At 69.7% G+C, this 14,679-nt stretch carries 14 protein-coding genes; all 14 read left to right on the forward strand.

Going from position 1 to position 14,679, the window contains the following annotated elements; genetic code table 11:
- The first annotated feature begins 1 nt into the window (after nt 1).
- The 14 genes from VGS97_RS03855 to VGS97_RS03920 all read left to right on the forward strand — a co-directional run bounded on the left by VGS97_RS03855 (nt 2) and on the right by VGS97_RS03920 (nt 14,512).
- The gene (locus VGS97_RS03855; protein WP_326851774.1) at nt 2-937 is read left to right on the forward strand and encodes a 3-oxoacyl-ACP synthase; all 936 of its coding nucleotides are present in this window, start codon (nt 2-4) and stop codon (nt 935-937) included.
- A 19-nt stretch (nt 938-956) separates the two neighbouring features.
- Complete coding sequence (locus tag VGS97_RS03860) at nt 957-1,199, forward strand: acyl carrier protein (protein WP_326851775.1); 243 nt, start codon at nt 957-959, stop codon at nt 1,197-1,199.
- 152 nt (nt 1,200-1,351) lie between these two features.
- Nucleotides 1,352-2,557: an acyl-CoA dehydrogenase gene (locus VGS97_RS03865; RefSeq protein WP_326851776.1), complete on the forward strand. Its 1,206-nt coding sequence runs from the start codon at nt 1,352-1,354 to the stop codon at nt 2,555-2,557.
- A gap of 40 nt (nt 2,558-2,597) precedes the next feature.
- The gene (locus tag VGS97_RS03870) at nt 2,598-3,629 is read left to right on the forward strand and encodes a saccharopine dehydrogenase (protein WP_326851777.1); all 1,032 of its coding nucleotides are present in this window, start codon (nt 2,598-2,600) and stop codon (nt 3,627-3,629) included.
- Nucleotides 3,622-4,776 (forward strand): saccharopine dehydrogenase family protein, encoded by a 1,155-nt coding sequence (locus VGS97_RS03875; RefSeq protein ID WP_326851778.1) that lies wholly within the window; start codon nt 3,622-3,624, stop codon nt 4,774-4,776. Before VGS97_RS03870 ends, VGS97_RS03875 begins: the two co-directional genes overlap by 8 nt.
- 95 nt (nt 4,777-4,871) lie before the next feature.
- Nucleotides 4,872-6,194: a lysine N(6)-hydroxylase/L-ornithine N(5)-oxygenase family protein gene (locus VGS97_RS03880; protein WP_326851779.1), complete on the forward strand. Its 1,323-nt coding sequence runs from the start codon at nt 4,872-4,874 to the stop codon at nt 6,192-6,194.
- Between the two features lie 59 nt (nt 6,195-6,253).
- Nucleotides 6,254-7,339, forward strand: a complete 1,086-nt coding sequence (locus VGS97_RS03885; RefSeq protein ID WP_326851780.1) for an FAD-dependent oxidoreductase — start codon at nt 6,254-6,256, stop codon at nt 7,337-7,339.
- Nucleotides 7,336-9,387 (forward strand): class I tRNA ligase family protein, encoded by a 2,052-nt coding sequence (locus VGS97_RS03890; RefSeq protein ID WP_326851781.1) that lies wholly within the window; start codon nt 7,336-7,338, stop codon nt 9,385-9,387. Before VGS97_RS03885 ends, VGS97_RS03890 begins: the two co-directional genes overlap by 4 nt.
- Before the next feature lie 5 nt (nt 9,388-9,392).
- Nucleotides 9,393-10,916 carry an AMP-binding protein gene (locus VGS97_RS03895; protein WP_326851782.1) on the forward strand — a complete coding sequence of 508 codons (1,524 nt, stop codon included), beginning with the start codon at nt 9,393-9,395 and terminating at the stop codon, nt 10,914-10,916.
- Complete coding sequence (locus VGS97_RS03900; protein ID WP_326851783.1) at nt 10,906-11,169, forward strand: acyl carrier protein; 264 nt, start codon at nt 10,906-10,908, stop codon at nt 11,167-11,169. Before VGS97_RS03895 ends, VGS97_RS03900 begins: the two co-directional genes overlap by 11 nt.
- Nucleotides 11,170-11,207: 38 nt before the next feature.
- The gene (locus tag VGS97_RS03905) at nt 11,208-11,792 is read left to right on the forward strand and encodes a GNAT family protein (protein WP_326851784.1); all 585 of its coding nucleotides are present in this window, start codon (nt 11,208-11,210) and stop codon (nt 11,790-11,792) included.
- Nucleotides 11,789-12,847 carry a C45 family peptidase gene (locus VGS97_RS03910; protein WP_326851785.1) on the forward strand — a complete coding sequence of 353 codons (1,059 nt, stop codon included), beginning with the start codon at nt 11,789-11,791 and terminating at the stop codon, nt 12,845-12,847. The genes VGS97_RS03905 and VGS97_RS03910 overlap by 4 nt, the downstream gene beginning before the upstream one ends.
- A complete protein-coding gene (cysC, locus tag VGS97_RS03915; RefSeq protein WP_326851786.1) occupies nt 12,844-13,407 on the forward strand; it encodes an adenylyl-sulfate kinase in 564 nt (187 codons plus the stop codon). The genes VGS97_RS03910 and cysC overlap by 4 nt, the downstream gene beginning before the upstream one ends.
- A gap of 184 nt (nt 13,408-13,591) precedes the next feature.
- Nucleotides 13,592-14,512 carry a hypothetical protein gene (locus tag VGS97_RS03920; RefSeq protein ID WP_326851787.1) on the forward strand — a complete coding sequence of 307 codons (921 nt, stop codon included), beginning with the start codon at nt 13,592-13,594 and terminating at the stop codon, nt 14,510-14,512.
- The last annotated feature ends 167 nt before the right edge of the window (nt 14,513-14,679 follow it).

The raw sequence follows: 14,679 nt of genomic DNA on the forward strand, positions 1-14,679 counted from the left end.
GATGACTGTGGACGAAACCGGCGGCGTGGTTCTGCGCACTCCCAGGTACGTGCTCGGCGAGACCTCGATGGAGCACACCGAGATCAAGGGGTTCGCCGAGTTCGTCGACCGGCAGCGGATGGTGCCCGACGCCCAGCTGTGGGGATGGGGCGCGGTTCACTGCACGGCGCTCGACACCGCCGCTCTCGCGGTGCGAACCGGCCGCGAGACGCTGCGCGCGGCGGCCGTCGAGCCGTCCGAAGTCGACGCGCTCGTGCTGTGCTCCACCACGTTCCCCGCCGAAGTCGCGGCGCACGGCGAACTCGTCGGGTCGGTCCTGCGCGGGCTGGAACTCGATGTTCCGGTCACCGGGATCACGCTGAACCGGTGCGCGAACATGCTCGCCGGGCTGCGGGCCGCCGCCGCGATGGTCGCCGGGGGCCGCTTGCGGACCGTGCTGGTGATCACGGCGGACCGGGTGGCCGCCGAATCCGACAGGCTCACCGACTTCGCGCTGTTCAGCGACGGCGCGGCCAGCTGCCTGGTCACCCGGCGCTCGGACGGCGCTTCGGAGTCCTACCAGTGGGTCGCCGGCGCGTACGCTCAGGACCCCGCCGCGCTCGGCCGAGGCAACGAGATCAGCGCCGATCTGACCAGAACTGCCAACCGGCGACTGTTCACCGAGGCCGGCATCGGCATCGGCGAGATCGACGGCCTGCTGCACAACAACATCTTCCTGCCGGTCGTGACGATGAAGGAGGTGCAGGCCGGTTTCGCCCAATCCCAGCTCGACACCTCGAACATCGCCAGGGTCGGGCACTGCTTCGCCGCGGATCCGCTGATCAACCTCGCCGATCGGCGCTCTGCCGACACCATCCGGGCGGGCGGGCTCTACCTGCTGGCGTCGAGCATCTCCGGGCTGCGGGTGTGCGTCCTGCTGCGCGCCGACCGAGCATGAACACGAAGGAGTCACCGAAGTGCAGACCACGCTGCCGCGGCTGCGGACCATGGTCCGGGACGTCTTGCAGTTGCCCGAGTCTGAAGACATTGACATGCGAACGCTGCGCGAGCTCGGCGCCGGCTCGTTGCAGACGGTCGCCCTCCAGTTCCGCATTCTCCAGGAGACGTCGGTCAACGTGGAGATGGAGGAGCTGGTCGGCGGCTCGCACATCGCGGACATCGCCACGCTGATCGACGTGCGCAGGCCGCCCGCACAGTAAGCGAAATGCGCAACCGCGGGGGAGAGAAGCCAACGTGATGCGTCGTCGACGATGAACTTGTCGCGGACGCGCATGGTCTCGGCGTGCCCGTAGTGTCCATTTAGACGTGGCTGAGCGCATTTCGCCGTCCAACCGTCCGAGTGAGGATCACGATGAGTCTCCCCGAAGCGTTCGACCCCGACGTCCTCGCCCTGCCGCTGTTCGACGCCGCTCACCGCACCCTCGCCGACGAGATCGGGCAGTGGTGCGCGGACAGGGCCAAGGCGTGGGCGGGCCTCGACACCACCGATCCGGCCGCCGCCGGCCGGGGCATGCTCGCCGAACTCGGCCAGGCGGGTTGGCTGCGCCATCTCGGCCCGGACCGGCCGGGCTGCGATATCGGGTCCGGCCGGCCGGACCGCGACATCAGGTCCGGCCAGCCGGACCGCGACATCAGGTCCCTGTGCCTCAGGCGCCAGGCCCTGGCGTACCACGAGGACCTGGCCGACTTCGGCTACTCGATCCAGGAGCTCACCGCCGCCGCGATCGCCCGCCACGGCACCGACGAGCAGCGCCGCCGCCACCTGCCCGGCTTGGCAGCCGGGACCAGCGCGGGGGCGCTGGCTCTCTCCGAGTCCGGCGCGGGCTCCGACCTCGCCGCCGTGGCGCTCGAAGCGACCCCGGACGGGGATGGATTCGTCCTCAACGGAACCAAGGCGTGGATCGCGCAGGGCGACATCGCCGACGTGTGCGTCGTGCTGGCCCGTACCGGAGACGGACCGGGCCCGCTGGGCCTGACCACCTTCCTCGTCGATTGCGCCGCACCCGGCTTCGGGGCCGAGCCCATCGGTGCGATCGCGCCCCGCTCGTGGGCCTCGCTGACGTTCACGGACTTCCGCGCGGGCCCCGAGACCGTGCTCGGCGAACGCGGCCAGGGCCTCGTGGTCGCGCTCGACGTGCTCGAACGGGCCCGGGCAACCGTGGCCGCCGCCGCGATCGGCTTCGCCAGGCGCGCCTTCCGGCTCGCGCTCGACCATGCCCGTACTCGAAAGGCTTACGGGGGCCGGCTCGCGGACCTCCAACTCGTCAGGTCCTCGCTCGCGGGCATGGACGTCAAACTCTCGGCCGCCTCCCTGCTGACCGCCCGCGCCGCCTGGGCGATGGACCTGGGCCTCGACTACGCCAAGCACTCCTCGGCCGCCAAGCTCTACAGCACCGAGGCGGCCGGCGAGATCGTCGACGCCGCGGTCCAGATCTTCGGCGCCGCCGGGCTCGTCTCCGGCAGCGCGATGGAGCGGCTCTACCGCCAGATCCGCTCCCTGCGAATCTATGAGGGCTCGTCGGAAGTGATCGCGATGACGATCGCCGACGCGCTGTGAACGATCGTGACATGAACGACCGCGACTTGTAAGGACACCGATGACGTCACCGCACCTCTGGCTGCGCGCCGAGACCCACCCCGGCGAGCGACGCACCCCACTGGCCCCTGCCGATACCGCCATGCTCGTCAAGCAGGGCGTGCAGGTGACCGTCGAGCACTCGTCCGCACGCTGCCACCCGATCGACGACTACCTTGACGCGGGCGCCGAGTCCGCCCCCGCCGGCTCCTGGACCGATGCGCCCGCCGACGCCTACGTCCTCGGACTCAAAGCCCTCCCCGAGGACACCGCTCCCATCGGCGGCCACCACCTGTACTTCGCGCACGCGTACAAAGGGCAGCAGGGCGCTCGCGAACTCCTGGCTCGCTTTGCGGCCGGCGGCGGCGAGATCCTCGACCTGGAATACCTCACCGACGTCCGTGAACGACGCCTCGCCGCCTTCGGCCACTGGGCAGGCTACGTCGGCGCCGCGCTGGCGGTCCGGCACTGGAACGGCGACCTTGAGCGTCCACTGCGACCGACCACCAAGAACGCGCTCGACGCCTTCCTCGGCAAGCTCGCGCAGCCGCCACGCGTGCTCGTCATCGGTGCCCTCGGACGCTGCGGCCGCGGCGCCCGCGCCGCTCTCGAACACGCCGGCATCGAGGCGACCTTGTGGGACCTGGCCGAGACCGCCGACCTCGACCGCGAGGCCGTCCTCGACCACGACATCCTCATCAACGCCGTCCAGACCACCGAGCCCGGCGAGCCGTTCCTGGCCGCCGAGCATCTGCGGGCCGACCGCCGCCTCTCGCTCATCGTCGACGTGACCTGCGACGTCGGCTCTCCGGCCCATCTGCTGCCGGTCTACGACCGCCTCACCGGCTGGGACGAGCCGGTCCGTGCCGCCGCCGACGGGCTCGCGGTCATCGCCATCGACAACCTTCCGTCCCTGTTGCCGCGCGAAGCCAGCGACGACTTCTCCGCCCAACTGGCCGCGTATCTGCCGCAACTGCCCGACGGCGACTGCTGGGAACGCAGCCGCCGAGCCTTTCACGCCGCCCTGAGCAAGACGGGTCTCAACGATGTCTGACCTTCCTGTCCAACCCACCGGGACCGTCCACTGGGTCGGCACCGGCCTGTCGACCGGCCGCACCGGACTCGACCTTCTCGGCCGGGAAGCCGAGGTCGTCCTGTGGGGCCGCACCCGCGAACGCGCCGGTGCCCGCCTTGAGGCTCTCGCCCCGCAGACCCCGGTGCAGGCACGCGGTCTCGACCGCGACGACCTCGCGACCGCGCTGCGTCCCGGTGACGTCCTCGTCTCGATGCTGCCGGCCGGCCACCACCCCGGCCTGCTGCGCACCGCCATCGACACCGGAGCCCACTTCGCCTGCACCAGCTACACCTCGCCCGAGATCGGGGAACTGGCGACGGAGGCGGCGGCGCAGCGCCTGGTGGTCCTCACCGAAGCCGGGCTCGACCCCGGCATCGACCACCTCATGGCCCACCTGCTGGTCGACCGGGCGCGCGCCGCGGTCGGCGACCGCGCCGACCGCGTCTCGCTGACCTCGTACTGCGGGGGCATCCCCGCCGAACCCAACGAGTTTCGCTACCAGTTCAGCTGGGCCCCGCTGGGAGTGCTGACCGCCCTCACCTCCCCCGCCCGGTACGTGCGTGACGGCCAGGTGCGCGAAGTCGAGCGGCCATGGGAGGACACCGAAGAACTCGCGCTCGACGGTGAGGTCTTCGAGGTCTATCCCAACCGCGACAGCGTCGGCTTCATCGGCCAGTACGGATTCCCCGAAGGCTGGCACACCGATGCCTTCGTCCGCGGCACTCTGCGTCCGCAGGGCTGGCGGGCGGCGTGGAAGGACGTGTTCGACACCGTCGCCTCCGGTGATCGCGTCCGCCTCGCCGCACTCGCCGGCGAACTGGCGCAGCGGTATCCGACCACTGACACCGATCGCGACCGGGTCGTCCTCGCCGTCGGCCTGGAGGTCGAACGCGACGGCCGGCGCTGGTCCGGCCGCTATGGGCTCGATGTGACCGGCGACGACACCGACACCGCGATGGCCCGGTGCGTCTCGGCCACCGCCGCGTGCGGCGTCGGACGAATCCTTGCCTCCGCTCTGCCGCCGGGCCTGCACCGGGCCGCCGCCGACGCCGAGGAGGCGAGCCGCTGGCTCGACCGACTCGCCCAAGCCGGCCTTTCCTGCACCCTCCGGTCGACCGGCCGGTAACGACGGCACCGATCCGCCGGCGACCACGGTGATCACCTGCTCAACAGCCTGCACCTCTACAGGAAGGACTCGACGTGGGACCTGCACCGAAGCCAATGACGACGTCCGGTACCGCCCGGCAGACCAGTCACCTGCGGCTCGTCGGCATCGGCGCAGGCCCAGCCAACCTGAGTCTGGCCGCGCTGCTGCACGGCGATCCGCGGCAGCCGAACTTCTTCTTCGACCGCAAGCCGGCCTTCACCTGGCACGACGACCAGCTCATCACCGGCGCGACCCTCCAGGTGTCGATCTTCAAGGACCTGGTGAGCCTGTCCGACCCGACCAACCGGTTCTCGTTCATGTCCTATCTGCACGAGCAGGGCCGGATGTACCACTTCCTCAACGCCCAGTTCTCCTCGGTGCCGCGCACCGAGTTCCGCAACTACCTGGCCTGGGCGGCCGAGAGCAACGAGAACGTGGTCTTCTCCGAGTCCGTCGAACGGGTCGACTTCGACGGGGAGGCCTTCCGCGTCACCACCGATCGCCGCCAGGTCACCGCCGACAACATCGCCGTGGGCGTCGGCACCGTTCCGTGGGTGCCCGACTTCGCGGCCCCGCACCTGGGCGCGGGCCAGTTCCACGTGAGCCAGTTCCTGAGCCACGCGAAGGAACTGGCGGGCAGGCGGGTCGCCGTGGCCGGCGGCGGCCAGTCCGGTGCCGAGGCGTTCCTCGACCTGATCTCGCGGCCCGAATCCGAGCGCCCGGCCTGCGTCTCCTGGATCTCCAGGCGCCGCAACTACTTCCCGATCGACGACTCGACGTTCACCAACGACTTCTACATGCCGGAGTACTCCGAGTACTTCTACCGGCTCTCCGAGTCCAAGCGCGCCGAGCTCAACTCGGCGCACATCCTGAGCTCGGACGGGATCTCCGAGTCGACCCTCCGGGCGATCTACCAGCAGTTGTACCGGCTCCAGTTCATCGAGCGGGACGAGCACCGCTTCGGGCTGCTGCCCAACCGGACCATCGTGTCCGTCGACCGCGCGAGCAGCGGGGTCTTCGAAGTGATGCTGCGTCACAACGACGAGTCCGGCCAGAGCCAGTGCCTTCCGGTCGACGCGGTGGTGTGGGCGACCGGCTTCCGCCCCGCGCCCAAGACCTTCCTGGAGCCGTTGATGAGCCGGATCGAGACCGAGAACGGCGAGGCCCGGGTCGACGAGGACTTCGCGGTCAGCTGGGACGGCCCGCCGGACCGGAACATCTTCATGCAGAACGCGGTGCGCGGCCAGCGAGGGCTGCCCGACGTGAACCTGAGCCTGAACGCCTGGCGGGCCCAGCGCATCGTCAACCGGCTGCGCGGCAGCAGCGGCCCCGAACTGGCGATGTCGTTCATCGACTGGTCGGCCAAGAACGGACGGGGCACGCAGTGGACGCTGTAGACGCGGCGGGCGCTGTAGACATAGTAGGCCCCGTAGACGCAGCGGACGCTTCAGGTGCAGTGGACACGGTAGACCTCGCCATCGTCGGCGGCGGAGTCATCGGCGCGCTCGTCGCCCACGAAGCGCTCGCGGCCTTCCCCGACGCGACCATCGCCGTCGTGGAACGCGGTCTGATCGGCCAGGGCGCCTCCGGCCGCTCGGCCGGCGTACATTTCCCGCGCGGTGCGACCGAGCGCGTCAGGTCCATGTCCGGGTACTCCCACCGCGCCTGGGAAGGCCTGGCCGGCGAACTCGGCCTGCCGATCCGTGCAGTGGACGCGACGGTCGTCGCCACCGGTGACGCCGACGTGATCTCCACCACCTACCTGCGGCTCGGGGACGAGACCGCTCCGGCCGACCCGGCCCGCGGCTGGGCAGCCGCGCCGGGCGCCCGTGCGTGGACCCTGCACGGGTGCCACTACGCCGACGTCCAAGCAGTCGCCGGTCGCGTTCTGGCCAGGCTGCGCGACCGCGTGACCGTGCTGGAGGGAACCGAGGTCACGGAACTCTCCAGCGGCGGCGAACGCCTGCTCACCCTCGGCCAGGGGCGCGGGCTGCTCGCCCGCCGGGTGGTCCTGGCCCCCGGGCCGTGGATCGCGCACCCTGCCTGGGCCGACCTGGTCGCCCCGCTCGGCCTGCGCGTCAAGAAGGTCGTCGCCATGCATCTCGAATCCTCTCCCGCGCCCGGCGATCCGCTCACGATCTTCCACGACGAGGACGCCTTCCTCCTGCCGCTGCACGAGCGCGGCCACTTGCTGTTCAGCTACACCTGCGATCGCTGGGACGTCGCCCCCGACGACGCCAGACTCGTCCTGGAGCGGTCAGACCTCGACGATGCCCGCGCCGTCCTCGGCCGCTTCGCGCCCGGCCTGGCGGCCCTGTGCAACTCGGGCCGGGTCTTCTGCGACGCCTACAGCCCGCACCGCGAACCCGTCGTCGCCGAACTGAGGCCCGGCCTGGTCTTCGCCGGAGCCGCCAACGGCTCCGGCTACCGGCTGGCCCCCGCCATTGCCGCCGAGACCGTCGCTGTCCTGGACCTCGCCGCTCTCCGAGCCGGTTCCACACCGCCCGCAAGCCTTTCCCAGCCAGGACAGAGGCAGTCATGATCCTGAACCACTACAGCGAGTCCGAACTGTCCGAAGTCTTCGGCATCGACATGTCCTCGGTCGAGGGCCTCGGTGTCGGCGCCGGCTGGGGCCGTGTCGCCCCCGGCGCCGCCTCGCACAGCGACCGGCACGACGAGACCGAGTTCATCGTCGTGGTCGCCGGTACCGGCGAGCTGACCATCGACGGCCGCACCCACCCGGCCAGGCCCGGCACCGTGGCCCTGTGGGAGCCGTTCGAATCACACGTCATCACCAACACCGGCGAGACGGACCTGATCTTCTTCACCCAGTACTGGCGCGACTCGGCCCGCGCCCGTGCCTCGGCGCTGTCGCGTGTCCGCGCGAACCACACCGACCGTCCGCAGTTCGTGTTCTCGACTCCGCCGACTCCCAACGGCGACCTTCATCTCGGCCACCTCTCAGGCCCCTACCTCGGTGCCGACGTCTACGTCCGCTACCAGCGCCTCAACGGCAACCGTGCCTGGCACCTGACCGGCAGCGACGACTTCCAGAGCTACGTCGCCGCCGTCGCCGCCCGCGAGAACTCCACTCCCGCCGAGGCCGCCGCCCACTACTCGGCCGAGATCGCCGCGACGCTCAAGGCGATGGACATCGAGGTGGACCAGTACTACGTCACCAGCACGGATGAGGGCTACCCCGAAGGCCTCCAGCGCTACTTCAGCCGCCTGCTCGACTCAGGGCACGTCAGAGCGAAGGCGACGCCTGCGCTCTTCGACTCCGAGAGCGGCGAGTACCTCTACGAAGTCGACGTCAACGGCATCTGCCCCGGCTGCTCCCAGCACACCGGCGGCAACATCTGCGAAGAGTGCGGCGAGCCCAACCTCGTCGCAGACCTCGCCGATCCGGCCTCCCGCCTCAGCAGCACCGCGCCGAAGCGCGCCGAAGCCGAGCGCTACACGCTGCCGCTGCACAAGTTCGCCGAGACCGTCGCCGACCACCACCGGCTCGGCCGGGTCCCGGTCCGCCTGCGCGAACTGGCCCGGCGGGTCTTCGCCCGCGAGACGCTCGACCTGCCGGTCTCCCATCCCTCCGGCTGGGGAGTGCGGCCCGCCGGCGACGACCTGGACGGCCAGGTCATCTGGGTCTGGCCGGAGATGAGCTACGGCTTCCTGCACGGCATCGAACGGCTCGGCGCCGGCCTGGGGGAGGGCTGGTCGCGTGAGGCGCCCTCCCGCGACTGGAAACTCGTGCACTTCTTCGGCTACGACAACAGCTTCTACCACTCGATCCTCTACCCGGTCCTGTACCGGCTGGCCTTCCCGGAGTGGGACCCCGACATCGACTACCACGTCAACGAGTTCTACCTGCTCGAAGGCCAGAAGTTCTCCACCAGCAGGCGGCACGCGATCTGGGGCAAGGAGATCCTCACCCCCGACACCGTCGACGCCGTCCGGTACTACCTCTCCCGCACGCGTCCCGAGGCCGAGCGCACCGATTTCCGCCGTGCCGAATTCGACCGCGCCTGCGCCGACACACTCGTCGGCGAGTGGGAGACGTGGCTCGTCGGCCTCGGCGATCGCGTCGAGCGCCACTTCGGCGGCGTCGTGCCCGACGCGGGCACCTGGACCAGCGAGCACACCGCCTTCCTGGCCCGTCTGTCGCTACGGCTCGACGAGGTCACCGCCGCACTCGGTCCCGAAGGGTTCTCGCTGAGGTCCGCCGCGGCCGCGCTCGACGGCATCGTCACCGACGTGCGCGCCTTCTCCCGTCAGCAGTCCGCCTTGGCCCAGGACGACCGATGGAGCTCCGAGGCCCGCACCGCGATCGCCCTCGAACTGGCCGCGGCCCGCCTCCTCGCCACCGCCTCGGCCCCGCTGATGCCGCGCTTCTCGGCCAAACTGGCCGCCGCCCTCGGCATCCCGGCGATCGAGACCTGGCCCGACACGGCCGACCTGGTCGAGCCCGGCAGCCGGTGCACCCTCTCGGGCGCCCGCTTCTTTAGTATCGAGCACAGCTTCAGTACTGAGCACAGCTTCGGCATCGAGCACAGCTTCAGCACCGACAGCACGGCTGCGAAGGCGCGGTAGCAGCGATGACCGAATCGATCATCAACCGCATCATCGCCGCCAGGCCCTCCCACGACGGCGCCATCACCGTCGCCGGCCTCGGCCACCGCAGCACCATGCCGCTGGCCGAGTTCCACGACCGGGCCAGGGCCGTCGCCGCGGGCCTGCGCCGCCGGGGCATCGGCGCGGGCGACCGCGTCGGCATCCTCTCCGCCAACCGTCTCGAATGGGTGCTGCTCGACCTCGCCGCCCTCATGGTCAAGGCGCAGACCGCCGGTTTCGAGCCCGGCAAGTTCAGTCCCGACGCCGAGTTGAGCGAGCGCTATGGCCTCGACCTTCTCTACACCGACGTCCGGTTGCCCGACGATGTTCCGGCCCGCGTACTGCCGATCTCCACCATTGCCGACGATGCCCAGGAAGCCGCGGCGGCTCTGGACACGGTCCCGGTGGAATGGGGCGCCACAGAATGCACCACCGTCAAGTTCACCTCCGGCTCCACCGGAGTGCCCAAGGGGCTTGAGGCCACCGTCGGCAGTATCGACTCCTCGCTGCACGCCGTCCAAAGCCTGTTCGACCATCGTCCGGGCGACGACATCCTCACCTTTCTGCCCCTCTCGCTGCTCCAGCAGCGCTACTGGCTCTATTCGGCGCTGTACTGGGGGCACGACGTCACGATCACGACGTACCAGTCCGTCTTCGCCGTGATGTCGGCCGCGCGCCCCACAGTCGTCATGGGCGTCCCCGCGTTCTTCGACACCGCTAAGCGGCATCTCGAAAGCCAGATCGCCGACGGCATCGAGCCCGCCAAGGCGGTCACCGAACTCTTCGGCGACCGTATCCGCTACCTGTGGACGGGCTCGGCTCCCGCCGACCCGGCGATGCTCGGGTTCTACGGCGAAGCCGGGGTCGCCATCTACGAGGGCTACGGCCTCAACGAGACCTGTATCACCACCAAGAACCACCCCGGCGCCCATCGTGAAGGCAGCGTGGGCCGGCCTCTCCCCGGCAAGGAGATCATCATCGACGACGAGGGCGTGGTCTGCGTCCGCAGCGACCACCCGGTCAACACCGCCTACACATACGCCGCCCCCGGTGACAGTGAACGAATGTTCAGGCCGGGCGGTATCGTCCGTACCGGTGACCTCGGCCGCGTCGACGAGGACGGATTCCTGTACATCCTCGGCCGCGCCGACGACGTCATCGTCCTCGACAACGGCAAGAAGATCATCGTCAGGCCCGTCGAGACCCGCTTCCGCGACACCGGAGCGGTGGCCGAATGCGTCCTCTACTGCCCCAGCCAGGCCGGGCTGGTCGCCGTCGTCTCTCCCCACCCCGGCCCGGTCGACACCGCCGCGATCGCCCGGGCTCTCGGCTCGGTCAACGCCGCGTCCGAACCCGATGAACGCATCGTCCGCGTGATCGTCGCCGACGAACCGTTCACCGTCGACAACGGTCTGCTCACTTCTCAGTTCAAACCGATCCGCAAGCGCATCGCCGACCGCTACCGCGACCGGATCGACGACCCGAAGGCAGGCATCAATGCCCACTGACCTCGACACGCTGGCCCGCGAGCAGCTCTCCCGGGTGCTGCGCGACCATCCCGACCCCGTGGCCCTCGACCCCGCCGAGGACCTCGTCCAGACCTATGGGATCACCTCTCTCAACAAGGTGCTGTTCCTGACCTCGCTGTGTAAAGCCGCCGAAGTCGGCCTCGACAAGTTCACCGAAGACGACCTCGCCGGCATGCGCACCCTCGGCAACGTCGTCGACGCGCTGCGGCCCCACGTCGCCCGGAAGGGCTGAGACCCTTGAGCCACGCCGCCTGGAGCCAGAGCGCTTCCATGCTCCTTGAGAACGAGCATGTCGAACTCCATCCGATCTCGCAGGACGACCGCGAACCGATCCGCAAGATCGCGTTCGACCACCGGATCTGGACGTACTTCGTCTCCCGGGTCGAGACCGACGCCGACTTCGAGAAGTTCTTCGACGCCATGCTCGCCGACCAGGGCAGCGGCAAGCGCGCGGTCTACGTCATCGTCGACAAAGGCACCGGGCAGACCGCCGGAAGCTCCAGCTACGGCAACCTCTCCGAAGCCGACCGGCGCCTTGAGATCGGATGGTCGTGGCTCGGTGTCGACTTCCAGGGCAGGGGCGTCAACCGCTGGGTCAAGTACCTGCTGCTGGAGCACGCGTTCGAGACCATGGGCGCTGAACGCGTCGAGTTCAAGACCGACATACTCAATGCTCAGGCCCGTGCCGGACTGCGCAACATCGGTGCGTACGAAGAAGGCGTGCTGCGCAGCTTCAACCCCATGCCCGAGGGCAGGAGGCGCGACGCGATCTACTACTCGGTTCTGCGCGCCGAATGGCCCACGGTCGAGGACCAGCTGCGCCGGCTCGGCAGGGCCGCCAACCCGTCCGCATGAACAGCGCGCCGCTGCTTGAGTTGTCCGGCCCGCCGCGCGACCGTGGGTTCACGCACGGGCAAGCGCTGGCCGGACGGCTCCGCGACTTTATCGGCGACTCGCTCGCTCGCCTCGGCCACCTCAGCGACCGACCGATGGACCTCGACTCGCTGCGACCGAGCATCGCCGCCCACCGTGACATGGTCACCACTGCGTTGCCTGACCTCGCCGAGGAAGTCGACGGCCTCGCGGCCGGCGCCGGAGTCGAGCGCGATGCGGCCTGGCTGCTGCAACTGCGCCGCGAGCTTCTGGGATACAGCCGTGTCACCGGCGGGGACTGCACCACGTATGCCTCGGTCCGCAACCAGCCGGTGCTGGCCCAGACGGTGGACCTGAACGGGAATCTCGACGATCAGATCACTCTCCTGGCGGTCTCCGGACCGCGCCACCGCTCCCTGGTGCTCAGCTTCGCCGGGCTCCTGGGCTACCTCGGTGTCAACGACGCCGGAATCGCCGTGGGCCTCAACCTCGTGCTCGGCGGCGAATGGGAGCCGGGAGTGCCGCCATACCTGGCGATCCGGCATGTGCTCGACACCGCCGACAGCGTCGACCAGGCGGTCGAGATTCTCAGTGAGCTCCCGCTGGCCAGCTCGCGATCGTTCATGGTGTGCGGCGAGGAGCGGGCCGTGTGCGTCGAGGCCCTGGGCTCGCGGCGAAGCCTGCTCGCAGGCGACGAGCTGGCGCACACCAACCACTTCCTGGACCCGGATTTCGCCGGAAGGGACGAGATCAACGTCTTCGCCAAGAACTCCTCGCGGCGACGCTTGGAGGCGGTTCGAGCGGCGGGCATCCCGGAGGCGGGCGATACCGCGGGCCATCACCGGCTCCTCTCGACGCCACCGATCCTCGTGCCGAACAACGGCGACATCCGGCGTGAGCGGACCGTCGCGGCGGTGATACTGCGTCCGGACCTGGGCGAGATCCGGCTCTGGCCGGGTGATCCGTCCACTGCGAAAGAGCAAGTTCACTCCTTGTCGCCGGCCCACGGCACACGTGAAAGCGAGATCCGCGCATGAGCGAACCGAATGGCACGCCGGACCGGTGGCAGGGCGGCACGGTCTGGCTGACCGGGCTGCCGAGCGCGGGCAAGAGCACGATCGCGGCGGGTCTCGCCGAGCGGCTGCGCTCCGGTGGACACCGGGTCCAGGTGCTCGACGGCGACGAGGTCCGTGCCGCCCTCTCTGCGGAACTGGGATTCTCGAAGGAGGACCGGGACACCAACGTGCGGCGGATCGGTTATGTCGCCGGGCTGCTCGCCGAGCACGGTGTCACGGTACTGGTGCCGGTCATCGCCCCCTACGCGGTGTCCCGCACGGCGGTCCGGGAGCTGCACGCGACACGCGGCGTCCCCTACATCGAGGTGCACGTGGCGACTCCGGTCGAGATCTGCGCCGACCGGGACGTCAAGAGCCTCTACGCCAGGCAGGCGGCAGGCGAGCTCAGCGGCCTCACCGGCGCGGACGACCCCTACGAGGCGCCGGTCGACCCGGATCTGCGTGTCCACACACAGCACCACACGGTCGACGAGTCGGTCCGGCAGGTGCACGCGCTGCTTGTGGCAAGGGGTCTGTTGTAAACGGGTCTGTCGTGACCGTCCCCGCCCGCGCCGGCCTGGGTCGCCCGGCGGGGAAGGGGAGGGGAACGGGGCGGGAAGAGCGCGGTACACAGTGGCGTGCATGTGTGCATATTCCCCGAGGAGCTCGCAATTCAGGCTGCTCCTGGTGATGCCCAGTCACCAACTCGTGCGACGAGGAGCCGAGTTGGGGTTCCGTGTCTGGTCGATATGGGATCCGCTGCTGCTTGAGGCGGACTTCGCGCCCCGGATCGAAGAGCTCTCCGAAGAACTGCTGCTCATCGACTTCGCCGACGAGGACCGGCTGCGCGAGACCATCAAGCAGACCACGCAGCGCAACGGCATCGAAGCGGTGCTGCACTGCGGAGACGGCAGTTCCGTCCTGCCGGTGGCCGAGGAAGCGTGGCGGCTGGGTCTGTCTCCCAACCCCCCGGATGCGTACGAGCGGCTCCAGGCCTGCGAAGGGGCTCCCGCGCAGGCTCCCAGGCTGAGCGTCGAGACGCTCACCGTGAACGGGCACCACCACGTCGTGGGCGTGACCGGGCAACGCACCACGGGGTCCCCGCACTACCTCGTGACGGGCTACCTCCATCCGGCGCCGCTGGCCGACGACGAACGCGAGGTCGTCGAGGCGGCGGCCGTGGGCTGGCTGGAGGCGAGCGGGTACCGCTTCGGACCGGCCCACACGCAGGTGGCGCTGCTGCCCGGCGGACCGCGGATCGTGTCGTGCCGGGCGTGCCTGGGCGCCGACCGGATCCCCCTGCTCGTGGAGATCGCGCGCGGGTTCGACTTCGAGGCGGCGCTCTTCGCGAGTCTGCTGGGCGACTCCCCGGTCGTGCCGAGCGCTTCTCAGCACGCGGAGATCGGCTTCTTCCTGCTTCCCGAGGGGCACCTGCGAACGTACGCGGGCACCGAGGACATCGCCGTGACCCCGTGGGTCCGCGGCGCACGCTTCCCGTACAGCGTCGGCGACCGGATCCCCCCGGTCGGCGACCCACGCGCCCGGCGCGGCTATGTGGTGGTGGAGGGCGAGACTCCGGAGCTGACCCTCGAACGGGTCTCCAAGGCGCGGCAAGATCTCATCACCGACATCCGGCCGGCCGGATGACGCGTTCTGCGGTGGCGTAAGTCCGCCATCGGCGCTGCCCACAAGTGCAGAAAGAGCTGCACGGATGTACGGGGGCGGAGCGTGGCCACGATCGTGTCAGGGTTCATACAATACCTGCAATAACCTATTCTCACGGTGACGTGCGTCCCATCTACGGGGAGAGGTAT

The sequence above is a fragment of the Actinocrinis sp. genome (assembly GCF_035946395.1).
In the GTDB taxonomy this organism is placed as follows: domain Bacteria; phylum Actinomycetota; class Actinomycetes; order Streptomycetales; family Catenulisporaceae; genus Actinocrinis.